Source organism: Streptomyces sp. NPDC045021 (assembly GCF_056432645.1).
The window spans coordinates 330,206-353,492 of the sequence record NZ_JBWKIQ010000007.1 but is presented as its reverse complement, the minus strand read 5'-3'; the positions used below and the strand labels follow the sequence as shown (position 1 = coordinate 353,492).

Sequence of the window (23,287 nt, the reverse complement as noted above, 5' to 3'; positions counted from 1 at the left end):
TCCTTAAGGGGCGTCGGTGACGCCGCCCAACGCATCCAGGGGATCTGCCCACTCGATGACGCCGACCTGCCGGGATCCGCGGGATTCGATCACGAGCACGATCGTCCCTCTCGGCAGGGGCTCCTCGGACCAGGCGAGAAAGGTCTCGGTTCCCCCTCTGACCCGCACCAGGATCTCGCCGGGTCCGGCGGATCCACGCGTGCCGATCAGAAGTTCTCCCGTGCAGCCGATAACGGCCTCGTCCTGCGCCATTGCCGACTGCCCCTTCGTCGTGGTGGTCCTGGAATATTGACCTTAGCCCCACGGCAACCGGCGGCCTATCCTCGGGCACCCGGTGGGTCGTGTGCGGGGAGGTCCGGGCGGGTCAGCCGCCTCGTACGGGGTCCGGGCCGGCGCTCGCGGCCCCCAGGCGGACGACTTCGCGGCCCCACCGGTCAGGTGACGGGGAGGGCGAACTCGTAGACGAGTTGGGCCGGGCCGGGTGGCAGTTGGAGGTCGGTCACTTCGAGGAGGCGGCCGTGCTGGTCGGCGATGGTCCGGCGGATGGTCAGCTTCGCCTGGTTCGTCGCGGCAGGGCGGGGGTTGTGGACCGGGGTGAGGGCGATGGTGTCGCGCCGGAAGGGGCGCAGATCGGCGTCGATCATCCACTGGTACAGGCCGCGCAGGTTGCCGCGGTGAGGCTCGGGCGAGGCGCGGCGGTGCTCGGCCAGTCGCGGGATCTCGGCGAGCGCGACCGGCGAGAAGTACGACGTCGCGTTCGCCAACTGGGCCCCGGGCGCCTGCTCGACCCGTTGGTGGACCAGTGTGGGGGTGCCCGGGCTGAGGCCGAGCAGGCAGGCGATGTCGACGGGCGCGGGCGCGGTGCGCAGCACGCCGAAACTGCCCTCGAACCCTTGGACAGGGACGACCGCCGTATCGATCAACTGGCCCGGTATCTCCGCCGGGACGACCGCGGCGCGGGTGCCTCTGCGTCCGGTGGTGACCATGCCGCGGTCACGCAGGAGCTGCAGGGCCTGGCGTACGGTCTGCCGGTTGACGCCGAAGCGGTCGGCCAGCAGACGCTCGGCGGGCAGTCGGTCGCCCGGCGCTATCCGGCCCTTGTCGAGCTCGGACTGGAGTTGGTCGGCGATCCGCTGATAGAGCGGACGTGCGGGCGGGGCGGAACGGGAGGAACGGGGCACAGCGGGTGATCCCTTCCCATGGGGAGTGACGCATGGTGATCGCACATGTGAGATCCGTTCCCCATCTCTATCATTGGTCTATACCTGTTGCGAGGGTTACTCGTCGGTACGCCAGGTATTGGCGCGAACTCGCAGTTACCGGACCCGATCCACCGGGCCGCGCGGTTTGTCGACGATCGAGCATGCCAATGGCGGATCCCCGCAAGGTGACCAGCGCATTGCCGGGGGTGTAAGGGGTGGTGCACCTCTGCCCGGTGCCCGGCTGCGCGCACGTTCCGTAAGGTTCGCGGCCGCAGCCGCGGTCGCCCGCCGACGGCCCAACCCAGCCCTGAGGCCCGGTCAGCGCAGGCGGTCGCTGTCCCGCTCGCGGCTGCGGCTGCGGAAGAACTCGTCGGGGTCCAGATCGCCGTCCAGGAACTTCCCGGCCACGAAGCCGATGGCGCCCAGCGCCGCCACGAGCAGGAACGCGCCGAAACCGCCGAAGTACCCGGCGAAGGCCAGGGCCATGCCCACGGCGAGTCCGACCAGGGACATGCTCATCGTCCGCCCACCGTCTCCCGCTCCGGAAGGCCGCTCACTGGACGCGCTGCTCCCGCTCGTCGTCCTCGTCCTCTTCGTCCGGCAGCTTGACGTCGCCGATCGCGATGTTGACCTCGACGACCTCGAGACCGGTCATCCGCTCGACCGCGGCGATCACGTTCTCCCGCACCGCGTTGGCGACATCGACGATGGAGACGCCGTAGTCGACGACGAGGTCGAGGTCGAGTGCGGTCTGGACCTCGCCGACCTCCGCCTTCACGCCGCGCGTGGCGGACTTGCCGCCGCCCGGCACCCGGTCGCGCACGGCGCCGAAGGTGCGGGAGAGACCGGTGCCCATGGCGTGCACGCCGAGCACCTCGCGGGCGGCCAGCCCGGCGATCTTCTCCACCACTCCGTCGGCGATGGTGGTCCGGCCACGTGACCCCGCATCTCCGCGCGGTGGCTGCTTGCCCAAGGACTTGGCGCCCCTGTCCTGCGCCCCGCCTCCGCTCCCGGCGTCGGAGCGGTCGGATCCGGGCCTGTTCCGCGGTGTGCTGTCACTCATCGTGAGTCGTCCCTTCGTGTGGGCTGCTCTATAACCCACGCTATGCACGGGTCGCCGACATCGCGCGCGGAGAGCGGCCGGCGGCGGGGTGGGCGGCGATACGACGGGGGTGCGGCCCGGGGTCATCGGGTGGCGAAGTCCTGGGTCCACCATGGGCCGTTCGGGCGCATGCTCACCCCGACGCCGATCTCCTGGAAAGCGCAGTCCAGGATGTTGGAGCGGTGGGCGGCGCTGTTCATCCACGCGGCCATCGCCGCCCGGGGATCCTTGGCGCCCTTGTCGATGTTCTCGCCCCACCGTTTCCACGGATAGCCGGCGGACGTCAGCCGGGCGCCGGGTTCGGTGCCCTCGGGCGTCGCGTGCTGGTAGTAGTCGCGGGCGGCCATGTCGTCGGAGTGCGCCTGGGCGGCCGCCATGAGTTTCGCGTTCGCCGTGACGCGCCGGCAGCCGTGCTTCAGGCGTTCCGCGTTGACGATGCTCACGATCTGGCGGACCTGCCAGTCCGTGCCGGCCATGGCGGTACCGGCGAGCGGGCGCGGCGCCGCGACGGCGCTGCAACTCCCTGCCGCGCCCGCCAGAAGAGCTGCCGCCACCACCCATGCGGCGGTTCGCGGCCGACGCCGCCGGGGCGGCCGGACGGGACGGGACGACGGGGGCCCGAGCCGAGGGATCACGGGGCGCACCTTCCGAGGGCTGTCAGTTGCTCGCCGTACGGTGGAGACCTCGGTGTGCGGGACTCATGGACGAGGAGCCGGATGATGGCGGAGGTACTGGTGCGCATCGTGGGCCGGGGGCTGCCCGGTGCCGCCTGCGGCGACCACAAGGACGTCCATGTCGGGATCCAGCGAGGGGCGCTGCCGGACGCCGTGGTGTCCGCGGATGCCGCTGAGGTGGTCTTCGAAACCCCGGTCACCCTGCTCACCACGCCGGACGGGACGGCCGACTTCCGCGGGCCCCATGTCCAGGGCCGCCGCGGCGGCCGGTTCCTCTATCTGACGTGGGGCGAACAACCGCCCGGCGGAGCGTTCACGATGTTCCGCCGGGCCAAGCTCCACCTGGGCGACATTTCCGCCGAGGACCTGGCGGCCGCCCGCGACGGAGGCGGCTGCCTCCGGGCGGAACTGGGACTGACCGACGGTTTCGGCCTGCCGCTGTGCGCCTCCGTTCACCCGCCCCGCGTGACCTGGAGCATTGTCACTGCCCGCTGACGGGTGGGGGCTGGGGCACGGCCGCACGCCCTGGTCTGCGCCGGCCGGTTACCTGCCTGCCTCGTCGGTGGGGGGAGGGTTGCCGCCGATCTGCTCGTTCAGCTTCTCCTGGGCCGTGTCGACCTGGCCGGTGTACTTGTTCTGCGTCTTCTGGTCGACGAAGTCGCCGCCCTTCTCGACGCCCTGCTTCGCCTGATCCTCGTGACCCTTGAGCATGCCTTTGATCTTGTCGAGCATGGACATGTCGGACCTCCTCGCGTGATGGACAACGTCTTCAGGATCTACGCAGAGGACAGGGTTCGCATTCCGGGCACCAGGCGTCGGGGCCACCGGCGGGGTGTCCCGGGGGTCGGCACCGGTCGACGGGCGCGGGATGGGGCCCTTCGCGCCTTGGGTTCAGGCCGCGTGGATCGCCACTCCCAGAACCAGGAGGACGGTGACGACCGCGCAGAATCCGTGCGCGACGACCGCGGTGAGGGGGAAGTGCCGCTCGGCGGTCTGCTCGCCGTGCGCGTGGCGGCCCGGGCTGGGCAGCCAGCGGAACAGCATCATCAGGCCCAGCGAAGCCACGACGAGCACCACGCCGCAGGCCGCCCAGGCGGATGCCTTCAGATCCCCGAAGAGGTAGACCGCCCACGCGGCCAGGCCGACCACGGCCAGCAGGATGTGTCCCAGGATCAGGGAGACCGGTAACCGGGTGACGCCGGCCTCGCGTTGCCGCAGGCCGCCGTGGCGCAGCCAGATCGTGAACAGGTAAGCCCCCAGGGAGGCGGTGAGCAGCCAGACGCCCAGAGCAACAGAGCCCATTCCCCCGCACCTCGTTCGATCGCTGTCCGGAGCCGCGTCCGCGACGGTCGGCGCGGCGCCCCCATCAGAGCGCCCCTCTTGATGCGGTCTGGGACAAACATTCCTTGCTTAACCCGAAAGGATGAACGGGAGCGGTCTCCTGCGCTCCGGCGAGCGGCGCTGCGCTAGCGCGCCGATTCCCCGTCTGCGGATGCGCCGGCCGGCGGGGTGCGGGTGTCGTCCCTGCCGCAGCCCTCCGTCAGGGGGTCGCAGGGGGCCGCGTCGTCGGACTGCTCGCGCAGTTCGACGCAGCACCGGCCGGGGCAGGGAGCCAGGACGGCGTCGATGCCGGTGGTCTCCAGACCGTGGAGGAAGCCGCCGAGGAAGGCGTGGTTGATCCCGCACACCAGTTCCGGCGAGCGGGCGGCCAGCGAGTGGAAAGGGCAGTTGAGCAGTCGCAGCCTCGTCGGCGCCTGGCGCTCCGGCTCGAAACCGTACTGCTCCAGTACCGCCTCGGTGGCGCTCAACGAGCGTTCGGGGCCGAGCCGCCCGGGGTGGGTGCGGGCGCGTTCGGCCGCTCCGAGATCTTCGCCGCGCCGCCGTGCCGTGCGCAGTGCGGCGGCGCGGGCGCCCTCCCCCGGCTCCTCGGCGATGACGGCGTCGATGAGGATCTCGGCGATCACGTCGGGCCGGCGCTCGGGGATGCTGACGCGGATGTCGTCGTCGGTCGGCTCGTAGACCTTCGGCTTCCGTCCGACCTTGCGGATCCCGCCCGGGCTCTCGTAGCGGGCCCTCAGCAGTCCGGCCGCGACGAGCTTGTCGAGGTGGAAGGCGGCCAGCTTGACCGAGATCCCGGCGTCGGCGGCCGCTTCCTCGCGGGTGACGGGGCGCCGGACGCGGCGTGCGAAGCCGTACATCCGGCGGCGTTGATCGTCCGCCAGCGCCGCGACGGCTTCCACGCGGGCGTCGGACGAGGGTTCTGATGACGTCGGATCGATGGCCACATTCCCACAGTAACGCCTATGGACGTGGCCGTAACTGTGTTCGGTTCGACTGCTTCCCTGGCTGCTTGACTCCGTGGGCGAATAAGTCCAATACTCGTTAGTGAAATAGATGCGAGGAGAGCCTGTCATGACGAGCGAGCCACATCTGCGGTCGAAGCGGCCGGTGAGCGCACTGCTGGCCGGTCCCTACGGGCATCCCCTCCATCCGATGCTGGTCACCGTGCCGATCGGCGCCTGGGTGGGCAGCCTCGTCTTCGACGCCGCGTCCTTCGCGGTGGACGATCCCGAGTTCCTCGTCCGCGGTTCGATGTGGCTGATCGCCCTGGGGGTGATCGGCGCGCTCGCGGCCGCGACCGTCGGATTCCTTGACCTGTTCGCGATCCCCCCCGGTACCCGCGCCTTCCGCGTCGGTCTCGTGCACATGACGCTGAACCTGCTCGTCACGGCCGCCTACGCCGGCAACTTCCTGTGGCGTCACGCCGACTCCGGCCGGACCGGTCATGTCGGCGCGGGGATGTTCACGCTCTCCGCGCTCTCCATGGCCGTGCTCGGTGCCTCGGGATACCTCGGCGGGAAGCTCGCCTACCGCTACGGGGTCCGCGTCGCGGACGAGTCCACCCAGGCCGAGGGATTCACCCCGTAGGCGCCCTCCCGGTCCCCCCGCAGACCGTCGCCCCGCAGACCGTCACCCCTCACATCCGCCCCCGCCACCAACTCACGGAGCCCCCATGCCCATCGCCGCACTCGTCACCTGGCTGCTCACCGCTCTCGGCGGCTTCTACATGCTCGGCACCTGGATCGCGCGCGGCGGGATCCAGCAGGCGCGCGAGGGCACCAGCCGCCTGCCCGCCCCGGTCGTCTTCGGCCACTTCGCTCTCGCCGCGATCGGCCTGGTGGTGTGGATCGCCTACGTCGTGGTGGACAACCGGGCGCTGGCCTGGACCGCCTTCGGTCTGCTGCTGCCCGTCGCCCTGCTCGGGTTCGCCATGTTCGCCCGCTGGATCCCCGTGTACCGGGCGCGGGCCGCGGCGGGATCCGCCACCGAGGCACCTGGGACGGTCCCGCCCGCCGCACCCGCCGCCGCGGGTCAGGACGGGCCGGCCGAGCGCAGTTTCCCCATCGCGGTCGTTCTGGGACACGGCCTGTTCGCCGTGATCACTCTCGTCCTGGTGCTGCTGAGCGCACTGAGTTCGGGAGGCAACTGATGCCGTACCACCAGCACAGCCCCGCAGCGCCGATGGGGCTCACCGTCGACGCCGGGCAGGAGGCACCGGTACGTCTGCCTGCCGCCCTGCATGTGGTGAGCGAGACGGCCGGTGTGGACCTGGCCGCCGCGGAACAGGCCGCCGGCCAGTTCCTGCGGGCGCTGGGCGTACCCACCGCCGGAGAGTCGCTGCGGGACACCCCCGGCCGGATGGCCCGCGCGTACGCGGAGATGTTCAGCCCCCGGCCGTTCGACCTGACCACGTTCCCGAACGACGAGGGCTACGACGAACTCGTCCTCGCCCGCTCCATCCCCGTGCGGTCGGTCTGCGAACACCACATCCTGCCGTTCGTCGGCACCGCCCACGTCGGCTATCTCCCCGGGCAGCGGATCCTGGGCCTGTCCAAACTGGCGCGGGTGGTCGAGCACTTCGCCTGCCGCCCGCAGGTCCAGGAGCGCCTCACCAAGCAGATCGCCGACTGGCTGCAGACCCAACTCGATCCCAAGGGCGTCGGCGTCGTCATCGAGGCGGAGCACACCTGTATGACCCTGCGGGGAGTGCAGGCGACCGGCTCCAGCACGATCACCTCCACCCTGCTGGGCCTGTTGCGCCACGATCCGCGCTCCCGCAGCGAGTTCCTCGCTCTGACGGGCGTTCACGGTCGGTCATGAACCCGTGCCGGTCATGAACCCGTGCCGGTCGTGGCCTGCGTGGCCGTGACCCTGCGTGGTCATGAGGTGTGTGGGCGTGACCTGCGTGGCCGGGGCGGGCACCTGGGGTGTCCGCCCCGGCCACGGCCGGATCAGGAAGCCGCGGTGGGCAGCGTGCTCCGCACCTCGTGGGCGGCGGTGACGAGGTTCTCCAGGGAGGTCCTGACCTCCGGCCAGCCGCGGGTCTTCAGACCGCAGTCCGGATTGACCCACAGCCGCTCGGCGGGAATCGCCTCAAGGCCCTTGCGCAGCAGGGCCGCCGCCTCGGCCGCGCTGGGGATCCTTGGGGAATGGATGTCGTAGACGCCGGGACCGACCTCGCGCGGATAGCCGGCGACGGCCAGCTCGCCCGCGACCTGCATGTGGGAGCGGGCGGCCTCCAGGCTGATGACATCGGCGTCCAGATCGTCGATGGCCCGGAAGATGTCACCGAACTCCGCGTAGCACATGTGGGTGTGGATCTGGGTGTCGGGACGGACTCCGCCGGCGGTGAGGCGGAACGCCTCGGTCGCCCAGCCGAGGTACTCGGCATGGCCGTCGGCGCGCAGCGGCAGCGTCTCGCGCAGCGCGGGCTCGTCCACCTGGATCACCGAACTGCCCGCCGCCTCCAGGTCGTTGACCTCGTCGCGCAGGGCGAGCGCGACCTGGCGGGCGGTGTCGCCGAGCGGCTGGTCGTCGCGGACGAAGGACCACGCGAGCATGGTGACGGGCCCGGTGAGCATGCCCTTGACCGGGCGGTCGGTGAGCGACTGGGCGAACCGCGTCCAGCGCACCGTCATCGGCTCGGGGCGGGAGATGTCCCCGGCGAGGATCGGCGGCCGGACGTAGCGGGTCCCGTAGGACTGGACCCAGCCGTGCTGGGTGGCGAGATAGCCGGTCAGCTGCTCGGCGAAGTACTGCACCATGTCGTTGCGTTCGGGTTCACCGTGCACCAGGACGTCGATGCCGGCCTTCTCCTGGAAGGAGAGCACCTCGCGGATCTCGGTCTCGATGCGGGCGTCGTACGCGGCGGTGTCGATGCGCCCGGCCCGCAGATCGGCCCGCGCGGTGCGCAGTTCTGTGGTCTGCGGGAACGAGCCGATCGTGGTCGTCGGCAGCAGCGGCAGTCCGAGGTGGGCGCGCTGGGCGGCGGCCCGCTTCGCGTAGGGCTGGGAGCGGCGGGCGTCGCTGTCGGTGACGGCCGCGGCCCGGGTCCTGACGGCCGGGTCGTTGGTGAGGGCGGAGCCGGCCCGGGAGGCCAGGTCGGCGCGGTTGGCGGCGAGTTCGGCCGCGATGGTGTCGGTGCCCCGGGAGAGTCCGCGCGCAAGGGTGACGATCTCGGCGGTCTTCTGGCGGGCGAAGGCCAGCCAGCGGGCGATCTGCGGGTCGATGTCCCGTTCCGCCGTGGCGTCCAGAGGGACGTGCAGCAGGGAGCAGGAGGAGGCCACGTCGACGCGTCCGGCGAGGCCGAGGAGCGTGCCGAGGACGGACAGCGACTTCTCGTAGTCGTTGATCCAGACGTTGCGGCCGTTGACGACGCCCGCCAGCAGGCGCTTGCCGGGCAGCCCGCCGACGGCCGCGAGGTCGTCGAGGTTGGCCGCGGCGGGGCCGGTGAAGTCCAGCGCGAGCCCGTCGATGGGAGCCTTGGCCAGGATCGGCAGGGCCTCGTCCAGCCGGTCGAAGTAGGACGCGACCAGCAGCTTCGGCCGGTCGGTGAGACCGCCCAGCACGCGGTAGGTGCGGGCGGCGGCGTTGAGTTCCGCCGGGGTGCGGTCCTGGACCAGGGCCGGCTCGTCGAGCTGCACCCACTCGGCTCCGGCGGCGAGCAGATCGGCGAGCACCGCGGTGTACACGGGCAGCAGCCGGTCGAGGAGCGTCAGCGGTTCGAAGTCCGCCGCGACGCCTGGCGCGGGCTTGGCCAGCAGGAGGTACGTGATCGGACCGACGAGCACCGGGCGCGCGGTGAGGCCGAGCGCGAGTGCTTCCTTCAGTTCGGCGACCTGCTTGGTGGAGTCGGCGTTGAAGGTGGTGTCCGGGCCCAGTTCGGGCACCAGGTAGTGGTAGTTGGTGTCGAACCATTTGGTCATCTCCAGCGGCGCGACGTCCTGCGTGCCGCGGGCCATCGCGAAATACCCGTCCAGGGCGTCGGCGCCGACCGCGGCGCGGTGCCGGGCGGGAATCGCGCCGACCATGACGCTCGTGTCCAGGACATGGTCGTAGTACGAGAAGTCGCCGGTCGGGACCTCCTGGATGCCGGCGTCGGCGAGCCGGCGCCAGTTGGTGCGGCGCAGTTCGGCGGCCGCGTTCCGCAGGGCGTCGGCGCTGACGGTGCGCTTCCAGTAGCCCTCGATCGCCTTCTTCAGCTCCCGGTTCCGGCCCTGCCGGGGGTAGCCGTGCACGGTGGACCGTGCGGTGGAGGAAGTGCTGGTCATGGAACTCTCCTTCGCGAGTATTTCCCATACGACCCCGGGAGAGTCGACGGCGCGAAGGGACCACAGACCGGACGGGAACCACGTCGCTGAAGCGCCGAAACGCCGCACGTGCCCGCCTGATGTGTACTCCGACCCGCCCTCGAGGTCACCGGAATCACCGTGCGCCGTTGGGGGCGCGCGGGCAGTGGCAGGTCTTCGGACTCGCGGGCGCGTCTCGTACGGACACGAGACACCTACTGGCCGTCGCTTCCCAGATCCCCACTCGGGTCCCAGTGCGTATGACGGCGGTCGTTCCCACTCACCGCTGCGGGGCAGTCCCGGAATCTCACCGGGTTCCCTCTTGCGACGCGCCTGTCTGGCGGACAGGGCGAACCAGCTGCACCTTCCAGCTTATGGCCAAAACCGCGGTCGGGTCAGCATTGTTCATCTACCGGACGGTGAGATGAGACACCGCCTCGTCCCGGCCCCACGGCTGCCTGGAACGCACGGGAACAGGGGTGTGCGCGAGGCGCGGCGGGTCGTACGATGCGACCGGCCTCGGCCGTCCGACGGGCGGCGGGGCCGACAACCTCATGCGTCCGCGGGAGGGGAAAGCCGGTGGGAATCCGGCGCTGACCTGCAACCGTGAGCAGCGTTCCGCGCTGCGAGTCGGAGAGCCCGCCGTACGTGCTCGTTCGCCGCCGACACCGCGGGCGCCACCGAGTACTGGAACATCTCCGTCAACGGCACCCCGAGCCCCGTGGGCGGCTGCCAGTTCCGCATCAGGACCGGTGACAAGGTCGTCTTCACCCTGACCGCGTTCTGACACCCGGCCCGCCGGGGGCGGCCGCCCGCAGGCCGCCCCCGGCGGCGTCGGGCCCCGACCGTATGGTGCAGACTCGATCCCGTGAGGAAGATCTTTGTCATCGGTATCGGCGCGGGCGACCCGGACCATCTGACGCTGCAGGCGGTCAAGGCGCTCAATCAGGTCGACGTGTTCTTCGTCCTGGACAAGGGCGAGGAGAAGTCGGATCTCGTCCAACTGCGCCACGACATCATCGAACAGCATGTGACGCGCCCGCACCGGCTGGTGTCGGCCCAGGACCCGGACCGGGACCGTACGGCGCCGTCCCCGGTCTACGCGTCGGCCGTCGGTGACTGGCGCCATCGCCGGGCCGACATCTACGAGCACTTCATCGTCTCGGAGCTGGCGGACGACCAGTGCGGCGCCTTCCTGGTGTGGGGCGACCCCGCCCTGTACGACAGCACCCTGGGCATCCTGGAGGACGTGCTCGGCCGCGGGACGGTCGAGTTCGCCTACGAGGTGATCCCCGGCATCAGCAGCGTCGCGGCGCTGGCCGCCAAACACCGCACCGGGCTGAACCGGCCCGCACGGCCCGTACAGATCACCACCGGCAGGCAGCTGTCCACAGGCTTCCCCGAAGGAGCCGACGACGTCGTCGTCATGCTCGACGCGCACCAGGCCTTCGCCCACCTCCCGGACGACGGTGCCGACGTCACCATCTACTGGGGCGCCTATCTGGGCACACCGGACGAGATCCTCGTCTCGGGACGGCTGGCCGACGTCTCGGACCGTATCCAGTCGCTGCGCGCCGAAGCCCGCGAGCGCAAGGGCTGGATCATGGACACCTATCTGCTGCGCCGGACCCCCGCCGGTGACCACGACGGGGCCTGAGCCGCTGACCCGGCCGCCGGTGCCGTGACGGTCACACCGGCACGGTGCGCAGCCACGCGGCGGCCTCCTCGGGCGTCGCGGCCACGGGAACCCCGTCGGGCACCGGCGGGCGGCGTACGACGACGACCGGGACACCGGCCTCGCGGGCGGCGGTGAGTTTCGCCGCGGTGGCCGGTCCGCCGCTGTCCTTGGTGACGAGGACGTCGATGCGGTGGCGGCGCAGCAGTTCCGCCTCGCCTTCGAGAGTGAAGGGCCCCCGGTCGAGCAGGATTTCCGCCCGCTCCGGCAGCGGTGGTTCCGGGGCATCGACCGAGCGGACCAGGAACCACAGACCGGTCGTTCCGGCAAAGGCCGCCAGTCCGGTCCGGCCGGTGGTCAGGAAGATCCGCCGGCCCAGTCCCGGGAGCATCGAGGCCGCCTCGTCCAAGGAGTCCGCGAGGTGCCAGCGGTCGTCCCGGCCGGCCACCCAGCCGGGACGGCGCAGTGCGAGCAGGGGAACGTCAGCGGTGGCCGCCGCCTGCGCGGCGTGGAAGCTGATGGTGCCGGCGAAGGGATGGGTGGCGTCGATCAGCGCGTCGACGGCGTGCTCGGCCAGCCAGCGGCCCAGCGCGTCCGACCCTCCGAACCCGCCGATCCGCACCTCGCCGGCGGGCAGTCGCGGCTCGGCCACCCGCCCTGCCAGCGAGCTGGTCACCCGCAGCGCGGGATCGGCGGCCAGCACCGCCGCCAGACGGCGCGCTTCAGTGGTGCCGCCCAGGATGAGCACATGTCGTGTCACCTTCGCCGTTCACTTCCCTCGCCGCGTCCGGCGGGTCCGCCGTGTCGGTATGTCGGTATGTCGGTGTGATGCGCGTTGCCGTGTCCGCGGGGTCCTGGGCCTTGTGGGAACGGCCCACGGGGACGGCGTCGCAGTTTATCCGTCCGTCAGAGGGTGACGAGGGTGACCTCGGTGGCCTTGACGCTGGTCCAGACCGACGTGCCGTCGGTGAGGCCCAGTTCGGCGGCGGCCTGGGGGGTGATCTCGGCGACGAGGTCGGGCGCGTGGTCGGAGGTGACGAGGAGGCGCAGACGGCTGCCGGCGGAGGTGATCTCGCGGATCGTGCCGGGCCAGACGTTACGGGGGCTGCCGCCGGGTCTGTCGCGGTGGACGGAGACGGCCTCCGGCGCGATGATCGCCAGGGCCCGCGCCCCGGCGGTGAGGGTGTCGGCGACGACGAGCTGTCCGCCGCCGGCCAGTGCCAGGCCGTCGGTGGTCGCCGTACCGGGCCACGCGTTGCGGCCGAGCATCCGGGCGACCCAGGGGGAGCGGGGGTGCCGGGTGACTTCGGCGGGGGAGGCGTCCTGGAGAGCGCGGCCGTCCTCGAGGACGAGCACGCGGTCGGCCAGGGCGACGGCTTCGACCGGGTCGTGGGTGACGATCAGGCACACGCCGCCGAAGCCGTCGAGGTGGGTGCGCAGGGTGTGCCGGACGTGGGCGCGGGTGGTCTGGTCGAGTGCGGCCAGCGGTTCGTCGAGGAGCAGCAGCCGGGGGCGGGCCGCCAGCGCACGGGCGAGGGCGACGCGTTGGGCCTGGCCGCCGGAGAGCTGTGCGGGTTTGCGGTGGGCGAGGTGACCGACGCCGAGCCGGTCGAGCCACTGCCGGGCGGTGCGGCGTGCCTCGGCCCGCGAAACGTGATGGGAGCGCAGACCGTAGGCCGTGTTGGACAGTGCGGTCAGATGCGGGAAGAGCGCGCCGTCCTGCGGGACCCAGGCGACACCGCGCTTGTGCGGCGGCAGGGTCGTGACGTCGGTGCCGCCGAGGCGCAGTTCGGCGTGCGCGCGGGGCGTGAGGCCGAGGAGCGCGCGCAACAGCGTGGTCTTCCCGGCGCCGTTGGGTCCGACGACGGCGATGGTGGTGCCGGGTTCCGCGTCCAGGGTGAGCTGGTTGAAGCCGGTGACGTCGGTGTGCAGCGACCAACGCTCCGGTGCGGCAAGGGTTTTCGGCGCGAGCGCGGGCGGCTTCTCCGCGGTGGGCGAGTCCGCGAAGGCGTCGGCCTGCTGCGGCCCGTCGTCCACCGGCCGCGCGGAGCTGTGTTCGCGGGCCACCGCCCCACCGGCCCAGCGGCCGCGCAGTGCGATCAGCACGGCCATCGCGATCACGAGTAGCAACAGGGAGACGGACGTGGCCGCTTCCGGTGAGTCCTGAAGGAGCAGATAGACCTCAAGGGGCAGGGTCTGGGTGGTGCCGGGGAGGTTGCCGGCGAAGGTGATGGTCGCGCCGAACTCGCCGAGCGCGCGCGCCCAGGTCAGTGCCGCGCCCGCCACCAGTCCGGGGGCGACCATGGGCAGCGTGACGGTGAGGAACACCCGCACCGGCGAGGCGCCCAGCGAGGCTGCGGTCTCCTCGTAGCTGGGGCGCAGTCCCGCCAGGGTCCCCTCCAGGCTGATGATCAGGAACGGCATCGCCACGAAGGTCGCCGCGACCACCGCCCCGGAGGTGTGGAACGGCAGCACGATCCCGAACGTGTTCTCCAACCAGGGCCCGAGCAGTCCGCGCCGTCCGAAACCCAGCAGGAGCGCGACACCGCCCACCGTGGGCGGCAGCACCATCGGCAGCAGTACGAGGGAGCGCACCAGCGATTTGCCGGGGAAGTCGACCCGCGCCAGCAGCCACGCCAGCGGCACCCCGAGCACCAGCGACAGTCCCAGCGCCCAGAACGACACCAGCAGTGACAGTTTCAGCGCGGTGGTGACGTCGGGGCTGGTCAGATGGGTGCCGATGTCACCCCAGTCGGTGCGGTACAGGATGCCGACCAGCGGCATCAGTAGGAACGCGATCGCGATCAGCGCGGGCAGTGCCAGCGCGACCGGGGTGCGCGCGCCGCGTGCTCGGCTGTGGAGGCGTCTCATCGGCGGTTCCTGGGGTCGGGGCAGGTGAAGGCAGAGAGCAGGGCTGTCCGGTCCCCCGATCCGGACAGCCCTCGCGGTAGGGGGAGCTACCGCCTCCTCACAGGACTACGGCTGCTGGAAGCCCGCCGCCTGCAGGATCTTCTGTGCTTCGGGGGTGCTCAGCCATGCCACGAACGCGGCGGCGGCCTCGCTGTTCTTGGAGGTCTTCAAGGTAGCGGCCGGGTACGAGGCGACGGCGTTCTGCGCGTCGGGGATCTCGATCGCGTCGACCTTGTTCGTGGCGGTGGCGGCGTCGGTGGCGTAGACGATGCCGGCGTCGGCCTCACCGAGCTCGACCTTGCTCAGCACGGCGCGGACGTTCGGCTCCTGCGAGACCGGCTTGACCACGACCTTCTGCGCGTCGAGTACCTGCTTGCTGTACCGGCCGACCGGGACCGTGGGCGCGGCCAGCACGACCTTGAACTTGGTGTCGGCCAGGTCCTTGAGGGCCGTGATCTTCAGGGGGTTGCCCTCGCCGGTGGCGATCACCAGGCGGTTCTTGGCGATGATCGCCGGGGTGCCGGTGTCGGACTTCAGACCGTCCATGGTCCTGGTGTCCGCGGTGACCAGGGCGTCGGCCGGAGCGCCCTGCTTGACCTGTGCGGCGAGCTCCTGCGAGCCGGCGAAGGAGAACTTCACCGTCGTGCCCGGGTGGCTCTTCTCGTACGCGGCACCGGCGGTCTTGAAGACATCGGTCAGCGAGGAGGCGGCAAGTACCGTCAGTGCGGCCTTGGGCGCTCCGGTGGTGGTGGCGGAGGGGGTCGCCGTGGAGCCGGCGTCCTTCTTGTCGTCACTGCTGCAGGCCGCCACGAGCGGAACGAACAGGGCGGCGGTCATGATCGCGGCAGCGGCACGGCGTCTGTCGAAGGCGAAGAGCATGAGGGTTGAACTCCCTGGTGACGTGGCTGTTCGGGCCGACCGGTGTCGCTCGAGCGGGTAGGGCAGGCCGCGTCGGGGACGGGCGACGCCGCTGGTTTGGAGCGGTGGGTCAGGTGCGGTCGATGTGCACGCTGGTGGACTTCACGCGGGCGGTGGCCCGCATGCCGACCTCCAGGCCGAGTTCCTCGACGGCTTCGCGGGTCAGCAGGGACACCAGCCGGTGCGGCCCGGCCTGGATCTCGACCTGCGCGGCGACGTCGCCGAGTTTCACCGCGGTGACGATGCCGGGGAACGCGTTGCGGGCGGAGGTGTAGGAGGTGTCCTCCTCGCCCGTGCCGATCTGGGCGATCTCGATGGAGAACGCGGCCAGGTCCCGGCCGTCGATCAGTCGGCGGCCGCCTTCGTCGCGGTGGGTCGTCACCCGGCCGGCGTCCGCCCAGCGGCGCGCGGTATCGGGGCTCACACCGAGCAGGCGCGCCGCCTGACCAATCGTGTAGGACTGCATGTGCGACACGGTAGGGGAATTTCCATGGCATTTGCAATTCATGATGCGAATCTCCATGGTAACTGCCCCACCCTTCGGCGAAAGGTCCAAGGGTGGTGGTCAGGCCGTGAGGAGTGCCAGTCCGATCCTGCTCCGGAAGACGCTTCAGGTGGAGATCTCCGCTCCGTGGACGCCCGGCACGGGAATGTCGTCGCTCATGGGATGGCACAGGGCGACCACCACATATCCCCTGGGGGTGCCGCCCATGACTCCGGCATTGAGACCGGTGCGCTCGCAGATCAGCGAGGTCGCCCACCGGTCGGCATCGCCGGCGATCGGGCCGATCCTGACCCGGCGCCCGCTCAGGGAGAAGGGCTCGACCACGGCGGGTCCGCCGCGCGCCGCCTCCCGCACGGACAGGGCGGCCACGGCGTCCTCGGCGTCCTCGGCGTGGAAGTGCCCCGACCCGTCGTCGCCGGCCGACGCCGACGCGGTGTGCAGATACCGCCCGTCCGGGCAAAGGAGCGCGGCGGCATAGGCCACGCCCGGCTGCTCGATGATGTCGGCCCGCCGCTGGTGAGGGAGTTGTCCACAGGCCCACAGGTGCTGCCGGAGGCGTTGTCCGAGGCTCCCCCTAGAGTCGCAGCAAGTTGATCGCGGCGGCGCTGCGACCGGGGGTGCGCGATGTCCTCGAACAGGCCGTCTGACCGAGGAGACAGCACATGGGGTGGGTTCCGGCCGGCGACTACGAAGTCGCCCTCGACGACGGGAAAGTGGTCTGCCGCAACGCGGCGGGGCGCCGGCTGAAGACGGTTCCGCCGAAGCTGGCGGACGATCCGGCCGTGGTCGGGCTGCGGCAGCTGGTGGAGTGGCTGGACCGGCACGAACGGCAGTGCGTCGCCGACGTCGAGCGGTGGATGGTGCGCTCGCTGCCCGTCCCGGTCGCGGCCATCGCCCAGGTGTGGCAGGACACCGCCTGGCAGTCGGCCCTGCGTGACCTCGTCGTCATGGGCGAGGACGGCGATGTCGCCGGCTTCCTGCGGGACGCCGACCCCGTCCGGGGCCTCGGCCTGGTGGACCTGGACGGTGACACCGTGCGCATCAGCCCCGAGCTGGTCCGCATACCGCACCCCGTGCTGCTGGAAGATCTCGAAGAACTGCGGGAGTTCGCGGTCGAACTCACCGTCGACCAGCGGGTGCAGCAGCTCTTCCGCGAGGTGTGGCGCCGCCCGGCGGGTCTGGACGCGGAGACCGCGTCGGTCGACGACTACGCGGGCGGCACCTTCAAGGAACTGCGGTTCCTGCACGGCCGCGCCACCCAGCTCGGCTACCGGGCACGCGGCGGCCAGGCGGTCTGCCCGGTGGTCGAGGACGGCAGAACGGTCGAGGCGCGGATCTGGATCGGCGACTACGAGAGCTACGAGCAGACCGAGACCGGCTCGCTGACCTGGACCGACGGCACAGGACGGGCGTTGACGGCCGGTCAGGTGGGCCCGGTGGCCTGGTCGGAAGGCATGCGCATGGCGGCGGCCCTGTACGCGGGACGCGACATCGAGGACGAGGAGCAGGCGGCATGAAGACCGACGACACCACCCGGGCCGCGGCGCTGCTGGAGGCAGGTGCGATCCTGCGCCCCGGCACCGTCACCCGCGACGACGCCGACGCGCTCACCGCCCGCACCTACACGCACCCCGCACTCGACGACCGGCGCGTGGTGCGCCTTGTGGCCGGCACCCTCGGCGAGGCCGAGGACCTGGCGCTGGACTTCCTCGGACTGGTCCGCGAGCCCGATGCCCCCGAGATCGGGCAGGTCCGCCGCGAGACGCTGGGCTTCCCGGCCTGGGCACTGGTCAACGACCCGGCCAACGGCCACCACGCACTCGCCCTCGTCAAGGACATGGAGCGGCTCGCCCGGCAGGCCAAGTCGCGTGCCGGCGCCGCCAAGGACGGCTTCGAAGCGCTCGCCACCCGGCTCGGCCGAGCCGTACCGCACTTCCTGCCGACGTTCTACGAGCAGGCCGCGCGGATCTTCCTCCAGCACGACAACAACACCCTACGCCGCGACGCTCTTCGGCAAGGCCCGTGCCGCCGAGCGCGTCCACGGCCTCACCGTCGACGAGGACCGGCAGCGGGCCGTCTTCCTGGAGTTCGCCTTCGCCGGCGCGCTCACCGTCAAGGCGCTCAAGGACCATGTGCAGGACCTCTCCCGCCGGCTCGACCCGGCAGAGGCATGGGCGCAGTTCCGGCAGCTGGCCGTCGAACGGTGCGCCGCGGGCATGCCGCCGTACGCCGCCCTGCCGCAGGACGCCCGCGGGCTCATCAAGGCCGCCGGGCTGGACCGGGCGACCGCCGAGTCCGCGTTCGTAGCCGACCTGCTCGCCTCACCCAGCATCGTGCGCGCACCCGCCTCGTTCTGGACGGGGTACCGCGCGACCCTCGTGGCGCTCGCGGCCGACGAACCCGCCGTCCGCGCCCGCCTGCTGGAGATCCTGCCGACCGGCCTGGGCAGCGGCCGGTCCGCAGACGAGTCCTGGCTCGCGCTGCTCGCCGAGACGGGCGCCGACACCCTGCTCACCGACGAGACCGCCACGGCCGGTGTCGATCCGGCGGACTGGCTCAGCCGCTGGGCCCTGCACCGCAAGCAGGGCTCGTCCAGCGCCGATCGGTGCCCGGTGACGCTCACGCTCGTGGAGCGGATGGCCGCCCGGCTGCGCGCCGCCGGCCGTCCCGTCGACCTGTTCCAGGGGCGCTGGCATGCCGGCGCCGACCTGGACCTGCTCGACGGCTGCCTGACCTGGGGTATCCCGCTCACCGAACCGGCCGTCGGCACCTCCGTCCACCTCCCCCTGGAGCGCTGGCTCAACGACACCGCGCCCGGCCGCCGGGACCTGACGGCCGTCGCCGGCCGTCCCCGCTACCGCGAGCTGCTGTACGACGCGCTGAGCGGCCTCAACGGTCACCGGGCGGACGACTCCGTGCTCGACGCGATCGCCGGCCACCCGGTCCTGAGCGAGGTGCTCCACGACTGGCTGCGGGACCGCGCCGAGGAGTTCACCGGGGCGACGGGACTGCCCGGCTCGCGCGCGGCACTGAGCCGGATCGCGCCGTTCCGACCGGTGGCCGCCAAGGTCAACGCGGCGGCCGTCGCCCGGGTCGCCGGACACGACCTGGCCCCGATCCTCGCCGCCACCCTGCGCGCGGGCATCGTGGACGAACTGGGCTGGCCCGCCCTGGAGGAGACCTACGAACAGCTCAACGCCGGCCGGGCCGACCAGAACCACTGGATCGTGGTCGCCGAAGCGTGGCCCGCGCTCATCGTCGCGAACCGGCACCGGGCCGTCGTCGTCGGCCCCGAAGGGGTGCTGCTGGAACACGAGCTGCGCCTCCCGACCGACCACGACCACTGGCGCCGCCCGCACTTCCGCTACACGGACGGCGAACTGCTCGTCATCTGGCAGGAGGACAGCAAGCAGCGCGCCTACTGGTCGGCCCGCCCCGCCGACGTGTTCACGCTCGGCGGCGAGCAGCTGCCGTACTGGTGGAACGCGCAGGCGGCCGGCTCCCCGTCGCTGCCGCTGCCCGGCGGCGGCCGCGCCACCGGCGGCCGCACCCTGCACGCAGGTGACACGACCCTGCCGTCCTCCCGGCCCGTGCTGGGCGACGGAACCGGACACTGGCGCCAGGGCAAGCAGGGCCGCGAGCACATCTGGGTCGAGTACGACCCGGCCGGCGGCACGCACGGACGCGCCTCGCTGCCCGCCTTCCTGCAGTCCGGGATCCAGGAGGACGCCCGGCTCTCGCCCGAGGACTGCGAGGTCCTGCCGCTGCTCCCCGGCCTGGAGAACACGCCGTTCGGCACGGACGGCACCGTCCTCGGCCGCTGGGTACGGACGGAGGGCCGTGACCACGAGCGGCGGGTCACCGCCGGAACACCGGACGGTCGCACCGTCACCCTCCCGGTGCCTCCGGGTCGCGGCAACCACCCCGTCCCGCTGGGTGTCCTGCGACTGCCGGGCGGAGCGGGCCCCGTCGCGGCCCTGCTCGGCAACACGATCCAGCTCCACCCGGCGGACACCGCATCCGCCGCCACCGGCGTCCTGGGATCGGTCCCCGTCGCCGAGCAGGGCGGGGAGTACGCGGCAGGCACCGGATACGTTCCGCCGCCGGCGTTCTGGCACGCCCTGCGCCCGCGCGACGAGCAGGGCTCGGCGGCCCTGCGCGCGGTCAGGGACGCGGACGTCGCGACCCTGCTCAGCACCGCGATCACCGCACTGGCGGAGCGCCGCGCCGCGGCCGCCGGACAGGAGACGTACACCGGTCCGTCCGCGGACGAGGTGGCCGGGGCGGCTGTCGCCGCGGCGCTTCCCGCGCTGACCGACCCGCGGCTGCTCACCGGGGTGACGGCGATCGTGCGGGCGGCCGTCAACCATGTCGTCGCCACCGCCTCGTTCGTCGCACCCGTACAGCCCAAACAGCCGAAGACACCGCAGACCGAGGGCATGTATGCCCAGCATCGCCCCGCACACGGCGACGACACGACCCTGCGGTCGGCTACCGCCGGTATCGCCTCACCGGGCGGCTATATCCGCTGGGGCCAGGGGGAGGAGTGGACCGCCCTCCAGCAGATCCTGTCGGTCAACCACGTCCTGTCCGGGAAGCCCGCCGACGGTAAACCGCTGCCCGAACCCACCCCGCTGCCGGCCCTCGGCGACGGCTGGAGCGGCGAGGCCCACACGATTCCCGGCGCCGAGATGGGCTGGCTGCCGTTCCTGAACACGCTGCGACCCCTCGCCTACCGAGCCGCCGCGCCCAGCACCTCGGCCGAGCACCGGGAGGCCCTGCTGACGCTTCTCGAAGCGGTCTCCACCGGCCCGCTGGCGGACCCGTCGGGCGCCCTGCGCGAGGTCGTCCTGTGCGAGGAGGGCACCAAGCGGGAGCGGCTCGGCCAGGTGCTGCGCCGCGGCGGCCGCACGGTGGTGATCCTCGGACGGCAGAACGTCCACCGCGGCAACGACCGCGTGCACTGGCTCGCCCTCGACCACGACCCGGAAGGGACATTCGGCCGGATCGCCGACTTCACCCTCCACGAGGAGAAGCGCCACGACCCGGCGTTCCCGCACGAGCGTCTTCTGCCGTTGATCCGCCTCGTCCGCGAGCAAGGCCCTGTCCCGTGGCGGCCCGAGACGGCGCTCGCGCTCGACGCCGCCACGGGCATCGGGCCCGCGCAGGCGGCCGTGCTGGTCGCGGCGGCCACCGGAGAAACGGACGGCACCGGACTCTCCCTGCTCGGCCTCAAGGCCCGCCAGGCGGAACGGGCCGACCGGCGGTTGAACGCGCTCGGCCGCGACAACCGGCTGGCGCTGCTGGACGCACTGCTGCCCGCCGACCCGGCCGAACTGTGGTCGACAGGACCGGACATCGCGGCGGCGGCCCGGGTATGGGCCGAGCACCTGGGTTCATTGGTCCGGCTGCCCGAGGACCTGGCGGACGCACTGAACGGCGTCAGCACCTACGCTGCGGAGGCCGTCCTCAACCCCGGACGTACCGCGTGGCTGAGCCGCACCACCACCATGCGGCGGGACAAGGACGGCGACCTCGTCGCGGACGACCCGGACGCCCTGCCCAGCCGCGGGGACCTCGCCGGCGCCGTCGCCGCGCTCAGCGGACTCGCCTACGGACTGCCGTACAGCCACCCGCTGCGCGCCCATCTGCCCGCCGGACTCGCCGCTGTCCGCCGCCTGGCCGACCCCGGACTCGTCCTCGACCTGGATGTGGAGTGGACCGAGAAGGGCACCCCGACCGCGGCGGCGCTGCGCACGGCGTACGGCCTGCCCGCGACCGGAGGCGCGGGACCGGACGGCCTCACCCGCGTCGGGGAGAGCCTTGTACTGCGCCCCTGGTACGGCGACAACGAGATGACCCTGGTGCGCACGGCCGGCCTCACCGGCGCCGACGATCCCGTCTTCGGGCTGCTCGAAGGACTGCTCGGCCCCGCGCGGATCCACACCCTCGCCGCGGTACGGGCGCTGTTCGGCAGCGACCTGGAGCAGGCCGCCAACGCCGGGTCCGGCCCTGACGACTCCACCGGACACGCGCAGGACCCCACCCGCTCCGTACCCGGACTGGTCGCCGAGGTGGCCGCCACCCACGCCCTGAGCGAGGACGCGGCCGCGGTCTATCTGCAGCTGCTCGCCCTGCCCGACCCGACGGACCGCGACTGCGCCCGGTGGACCGGCTGGAAGCCCGCCCGGCTGAAGAAGGCACGGGCCGAACTCGCCGCCACCGACCTGGTCCTGGAGGCCAAGCGGGCCCGCGCGGGCCGGAGCCTGTTCCTGCCCTGCGGATGGCACGACTTCAAGTCTCCCGCCCTGCCGGTGGAGACCTGGAAGGAAGGGCTCTACCCGCTGCGCGACCACACCCGGGCCGTGCCGCTGCTGCCGGTGCCCGACCTGTTCGCCCTCGCCTGGGGGCGCGTGAAGGACGGCGACGCCCCCGCCTTCGAAGAACTCACCACCCGTGCCACCCGGAAGGGCCGCCGTCGATGACCACCGACACCCGTACTGACACCGCCTGCGCCCCGGCGTCCGACCGCCAGGTCACCCCGCCCGAGGACCGCTACGCCGCCGAGTTGGCGTTCCTCGCCGCCTACGACGCGGGCCCGCGCCCGCCCTCCTGGCGGCTGACCCCCCGCGCCGTCGTCACCTTCGTGATGGGCAGCAACGGCGAGGCCCTGCAACTGCCCGAGGGCGCTCCGGCGTCCGACGGGATCCCGCGCCGGCTGGTCGTCGAGCAGAAGTTCGTCGGCGACCGCGCTCTGGTGGAGCGCTGCGTGGTCACGCTCGCCGGGGAGCGGGGTCTGCTGCTCGTCGGCGAGCCCGGCACCGCCAAGTCGATGCTCTCCGAGCTGCTGTCCGCCGCCGTGTGCGGCACCAGCGGTCTGGTGGTGCAGGGCACCGCGGGCACCACCGAGGACCAGCTCAAGTACGGCTGGAACTACGCGCTGCTGCTGGCCCAGGGCCCCACCCGGCAGGCCCTGGTGCCGTCCCCGGTCCTCACCGCCATGACGCGCGGTGCGGTGGCCCGCGTCGAGGAGATCACCCGCTGCCTGCCGGAGGTTCAGGACGCGCTGGTCTCGCTGCTGTCCGAACGGCGCATCGCCGTCCCGGAGCTGGCCGGCGGGGAGGACGCCCTCGCGCACGCGGCACCTGGCTTCACGCTCATCGCGACCGCCAACCTCCGCGACAAGGGCGTCTCCGAGATGTCCGCCGCCCTCAAGCGGCGCTTCAACTTCGAGACCGTCGGCCCCATCGGCGATCTGGACGCCGAGGTCGCCCTGGTGCGCCGCCAGGCCCACGCGGCCGTCACCCGCGCGGCCGCCCCGTTCCAGGTGGACGACGCGATCCTCGAAGCCCTCGTGACGGCCTTCCGCGATCTGCGGGACGGGCGGTCGGCCGAAGGGTGGGAGGTCGAACGCCCCTCCACGGTGATGAGTACCGCCGAGGCCGTGTCGGTGGCCGGGTCCCTCGCCCTGGCCGCCGCGTACTTCCCCGGCGACCGTGACGTGCTGTCCCTGCTCCCGGGCCATCTGCTGGGCGTCGTCCGCAAGGACGATCCGGCCGACGCCGCCCGGCTGCTGGGCTACTGGGACGGCGCGGTACGCCGCCGCGCCGAGCAGGGTTCCGCGACCTGGCGCACGCTGTGGGACCTGCGCTCGGTCCTGGAGAGCTGACGC

At 72.1% G+C, this 23,287-nt stretch carries 22 protein-coding genes, 1 pseudogene and 1 riboswitch; of the genes and pseudogenes, 9 read left to right on the top strand and 14 right to left on the bottom strand.

What is annotated here, in order from left to right; all coding sequences use genetic code 11:
* Window positions 1–3: 3 nt before the first annotated feature.
* From AC07DC_RS23090 to AC07DC_RS23070, 5 genes are all read right to left on the bottom strand, one after another.
* Window positions 4–252 (bottom strand): hypothetical protein, encoded by a 249-nt coding sequence (locus AC07DC_RS23090; RefSeq protein ID WP_478916311.1) that lies wholly within the window; start codon window positions 250–252, stop codon window positions 4–6.
* Window positions 253–434: 182 nt separating this feature from the next.
* Window positions 435–1,181: a GntR family transcriptional regulator gene (locus tag AC07DC_RS23085; protein ID WP_478916310.1), complete on the bottom strand. Its 747-nt coding sequence runs from the start codon at window positions 1,179–1,181 to the stop codon at window positions 435–437.
* 339 nt (window positions 1,182–1,520) lie between these two features.
* Window positions 1,521–1,721: a hypothetical protein gene (locus AC07DC_RS23080; protein ID WP_478916309.1), complete on the bottom strand. Its 201-nt coding sequence runs from the start codon at window positions 1,719–1,721 to the stop codon at window positions 1,521–1,523.
* Between the two features lie 34 nt (window positions 1,722–1,755).
* Complete coding sequence (locus AC07DC_RS23075; protein ID WP_478916308.1) at window positions 1,756–2,265, bottom strand: Asp23/Gls24 family envelope stress response protein; 510 nt, start codon at window positions 2,263–2,265, stop codon at window positions 1,756–1,758.
* Window positions 2,266–2,387: 122 nt separating this feature from the next.
* The gene (locus AC07DC_RS23070; protein ID WP_478916307.1) at window positions 2,388–2,858 is read right to left on the bottom strand and encodes a CAP domain-containing protein; all 471 of its coding nucleotides are present in this window, start codon (window positions 2,856–2,858) and stop codon (window positions 2,388–2,390) included.
* A 162-nt stretch (window positions 2,859–3,020) separates the two neighbouring features.
* On the opposite strand from AC07DC_RS23070, the gene AC07DC_RS23065 reads away from it, so the two are divergent.
* Window positions 3,021–3,473 (top strand): DUF5990 family protein, encoded by a 453-nt coding sequence (locus AC07DC_RS23065; RefSeq protein ID WP_478916306.1) that lies wholly within the window; start codon window positions 3,021–3,023, stop codon window positions 3,471–3,473.
* Between the two features lie 48 nt (window positions 3,474–3,521).
* On the opposite strand, the gene AC07DC_RS23060 is transcribed toward AC07DC_RS23065, so the two are convergent.
* From AC07DC_RS23060 to AC07DC_RS23050, 3 genes are all read right to left on the bottom strand, one after another.
* Window positions 3,522–3,716, bottom strand: coding sequence for an antitoxin (locus tag AC07DC_RS23060; protein WP_478916305.1), 195 nt, complete (start codon window positions 3,714–3,716; stop codon window positions 3,522–3,524).
* A 153-nt stretch (window positions 3,717–3,869) separates the two neighbouring features.
* A complete protein-coding gene (locus AC07DC_RS23055) occupies window positions 3,870–4,280 on the bottom strand; it encodes a hypothetical protein (RefSeq protein WP_478916304.1) in 411 nt (136 codons plus the stop codon).
* Window positions 4,281–4,444: 164 nt separating this feature from the next.
* On the bottom strand, window positions 4,445–5,263 hold the full coding sequence (locus tag AC07DC_RS23050) for a helix-turn-helix transcriptional regulator (RefSeq protein ID WP_478916303.1): 819 nt from the start codon (window positions 5,261–5,263) through the stop codon (window positions 4,445–4,447).
* Between the two features lie 127 nt (window positions 5,264–5,390).
* On the opposite strand from AC07DC_RS23050, the gene AC07DC_RS23045 reads away from it, so the two are divergent.
* The 3 genes from AC07DC_RS23045 to folE all read left to right on the top strand — a co-directional run bounded on the left by AC07DC_RS23045 (window position 5,391) and on the right by folE (window position 7,139).
* Window positions 5,391–5,906 carry a DUF2231 domain-containing protein gene (locus AC07DC_RS23045; protein WP_478916302.1) on the top strand — a complete coding sequence of 172 codons (516 nt, stop codon included), beginning with the start codon at window positions 5,391–5,393 and terminating at the stop codon, window positions 5,904–5,906.
* Between the two features lie 85 nt (window positions 5,907–5,991).
* Entirely contained in the window at window positions 5,992–6,468 is a 477-nt protein-coding gene (locus tag AC07DC_RS23040; RefSeq protein WP_478916301.1) for a hypothetical protein, read from the top strand.
* A 32-nt stretch (window positions 6,469–6,500) separates the two neighbouring features.
* The gene (gene folE, locus AC07DC_RS23035) at window positions 6,501–7,139 is read left to right on the top strand and encodes a GTP cyclohydrolase I FolE (protein ID WP_478916426.1); all 639 of its coding nucleotides are present in this window, start codon (window positions 6,501–6,503) and stop codon (window positions 7,137–7,139) included.
* A 131-nt stretch (window positions 7,140–7,270) separates the two neighbouring features.
* Here folE and metE read toward each other — a convergent pair whose 3' ends face one another.
* On the bottom strand, window positions 7,271–9,589 hold the full coding sequence (gene metE, locus AC07DC_RS23030) for a 5-methyltetrahydropteroyltriglutamate--homocysteine S-methyltransferase (protein ID WP_478916300.1): 2,319 nt from the start codon (window positions 9,587–9,589) through the stop codon (window positions 7,271–7,273).
* Window positions 9,590–9,774: 185 nt separating this feature from the next.
* Window positions 9,775–9,964, bottom strand: a riboswitch (cobalamin riboswitch).
* A 319-nt stretch (window positions 9,965–10,283) separates the two neighbouring features.
* On the opposite strand from metE, the pseudogene AC07DC_RS23025 reads away from it, so the two are divergent.
* Window positions 10,284–10,394: pseudogene (locus AC07DC_RS23025) on the top strand (DUF4430 domain-containing protein); the annotation flags it as partial.
* A gap of 81 nt (window positions 10,395–10,475) precedes the next feature.
* Window positions 10,476–11,264 carry a precorrin-6A synthase (deacetylating) gene (gene cobF, locus AC07DC_RS23020; RefSeq protein ID WP_478916299.1) on the top strand — a complete coding sequence of 263 codons (789 nt, stop codon included), beginning with the start codon at window positions 10,476–10,478 and terminating at the stop codon, window positions 11,262–11,264.
* 31 nt (window positions 11,265–11,295) lie between these two features.
* Here the strand turns inward: cobF and AC07DC_RS23015 are convergent, their stop codons facing one another.
* From AC07DC_RS23015 to AC07DC_RS22995, 5 genes are all read right to left on the bottom strand, one after another.
* Window positions 11,296–12,042, bottom strand: coding sequence for a cobalt-precorrin-6A reductase (locus AC07DC_RS23015; protein WP_478916298.1), 747 nt, complete (start codon window positions 12,040–12,042; stop codon window positions 11,296–11,298).
* A 146-nt stretch (window positions 12,043–12,188) separates the two neighbouring features.
* Window positions 12,189–14,153 (bottom strand): ABC transporter permease, encoded by a 1,965-nt coding sequence (locus tag AC07DC_RS23010; RefSeq protein ID WP_478916297.1) that lies wholly within the window; start codon window positions 14,151–14,153, stop codon window positions 12,189–12,191.
* Window positions 14,154–14,258: 105 nt separating this feature from the next.
* Entirely contained in the window at window positions 14,259–15,071 is an 813-nt protein-coding gene (gene modA, locus AC07DC_RS23005; protein WP_478916296.1) for a molybdate ABC transporter substrate-binding protein, read from the bottom strand.
* Window positions 15,072–15,180: 109 nt separating this feature from the next.
* Window positions 15,181–15,576, bottom strand: a complete 396-nt coding sequence (locus AC07DC_RS23000) for a molybdopterin-binding protein (protein WP_399648926.1) — start codon at window positions 15,574–15,576, stop codon at window positions 15,181–15,183.
* A gap of 144 nt (window positions 15,577–15,720) precedes the next feature.
* Window positions 15,721–16,098 carry a hypothetical protein gene (locus AC07DC_RS22995; protein ID WP_478916295.1) on the bottom strand — a complete coding sequence of 126 codons (378 nt, stop codon included), beginning with the start codon at window positions 16,096–16,098 and terminating at the stop codon, window positions 15,721–15,723.
* 179 nt (window positions 16,099–16,277) lie between these two features.
* On the opposite strand from AC07DC_RS22995, the gene AC07DC_RS22990 reads away from it, so the two are divergent.
* The 3 genes from AC07DC_RS22990 (at window position 16,278) to AC07DC_RS22980 (ending at window position 23,284) form a co-directional block, all read left to right on the top strand.
* Window positions 16,278–17,132 carry a DUF4132 domain-containing protein gene (locus AC07DC_RS22990; RefSeq protein WP_478916294.1) on the top strand — a complete coding sequence of 285 codons (855 nt, stop codon included), beginning with the start codon at window positions 16,278–16,280 and terminating at the stop codon, window positions 17,130–17,132.
* Between the two features lie 351 nt (window positions 17,133–17,483).
* Window positions 17,484–22,100: a hypothetical protein gene (locus AC07DC_RS22985; protein ID WP_478916293.1), complete on the top strand. Its 4,617-nt coding sequence runs from the start codon at window positions 17,484–17,486 to the stop codon at window positions 22,098–22,100.
* Window positions 22,097–23,284, top strand: coding sequence for an ATP-binding protein (locus AC07DC_RS22980; RefSeq protein ID WP_478916292.1), 1,188 nt, complete (start codon window positions 22,097–22,099; stop codon window positions 23,282–23,284). The genes AC07DC_RS22985 and AC07DC_RS22980 overlap by 4 nt, the downstream gene beginning before the upstream one ends.
* The last annotated feature ends 3 nt before the right edge of the window (window positions 23,285–23,287 follow it).

What these genes read in the sequence shown, in the direction of transcription:
- AC07DC_RS23090 (WP_478916311.1), bottom strand. Translation starts at nt 252, where the DNA reads ATGGCGCAGGACGAGGCCGTTATCGGCTGCACGGGAGAACTTCTGATC.
- AC07DC_RS23080 (WP_478916309.1), bottom strand. Translation starts at nt 1,721, where the DNA reads ATGAGCATGTCCCTGGTCGGACTCGCCGTGGGCATGGCCCTGGCCTTC.
- AC07DC_RS23075 (WP_478916308.1), bottom strand. Translation starts at nt 2,265, where the DNA reads ATGAGTGACAGCACACCGCGGAACAGGCCCGGATCCGACCGCTCCGAC.
- AC07DC_RS23065 (WP_478916306.1), top strand. Translation starts at nt 3,021, where the DNA reads ATGATGGCGGAGGTACTGGTGCGCATCGTGGGCCGGGGGCTGCCCGGT.
- AC07DC_RS23060 (WP_478916305.1), bottom strand. Translation starts at nt 3,716, where the DNA reads ATGTCCATGCTCGACAAGATCAAAGGCATGCTCAAGGGTCACGAGGAT.
- AC07DC_RS23055 (WP_478916304.1), bottom strand. Translation starts at nt 4,280, where the DNA reads ATGGGCTCTGTTGCTCTGGGCGTCTGGCTGCTCACCGCCTCCCTGGGG.
- AC07DC_RS23045 (WP_478916302.1), top strand. Translation starts at nt 5,391, where the DNA reads ATGACGAGCGAGCCACATCTGCGGTCGAAGCGGCCGGTGAGCGCACTG.
- AC07DC_RS23040 (WP_478916301.1), top strand. Translation starts at nt 5,992, where the DNA reads ATGCCCATCGCCGCACTCGTCACCTGGCTGCTCACCGCTCTCGGCGGC.
- folE (WP_478916426.1), top strand. Translation starts at nt 6,501, where the DNA reads ATGGGGCTCACCGTCGACGCCGGGCAGGAGGCACCGGTACGTCTGCCT.
- metE (WP_478916300.1), bottom strand. Translation starts at nt 9,589, where the DNA reads ATGACCAGCACTTCCTCCACCGCACGGTCCACCGTGCACGGCTACCCC.
- AC07DC_RS23010 (WP_478916297.1), bottom strand. Translation starts at nt 14,153, where the DNA reads ATGAGACGCCTCCACAGCCGAGCACGCGGCGCGCGCACCCCGGTCGCG.
- modA (WP_478916296.1), bottom strand. Translation starts at nt 15,071, where the DNA reads ATGCTCTTCGCCTTCGACAGACGCCGTGCCGCTGCCGCGATCATGACC.
- AC07DC_RS23000 (WP_399648926.1), bottom strand. Translation starts at nt 15,576, where the DNA reads ATGCAGTCCTACACGATTGGTCAGGCGGCGCGCCTGCTCGGTGTGAGC.
- AC07DC_RS22990 (WP_478916294.1), top strand. Translation starts at nt 16,278, where the DNA reads ATGGGGTGGGTTCCGGCCGGCGACTACGAAGTCGCCCTCGACGACGGG.
- AC07DC_RS22980 (WP_478916292.1), top strand. Translation starts at nt 22,097, where the DNA reads ATGACCACCGACACCCGTACTGACACCGCCTGCGCCCCGGCGTCCGAC.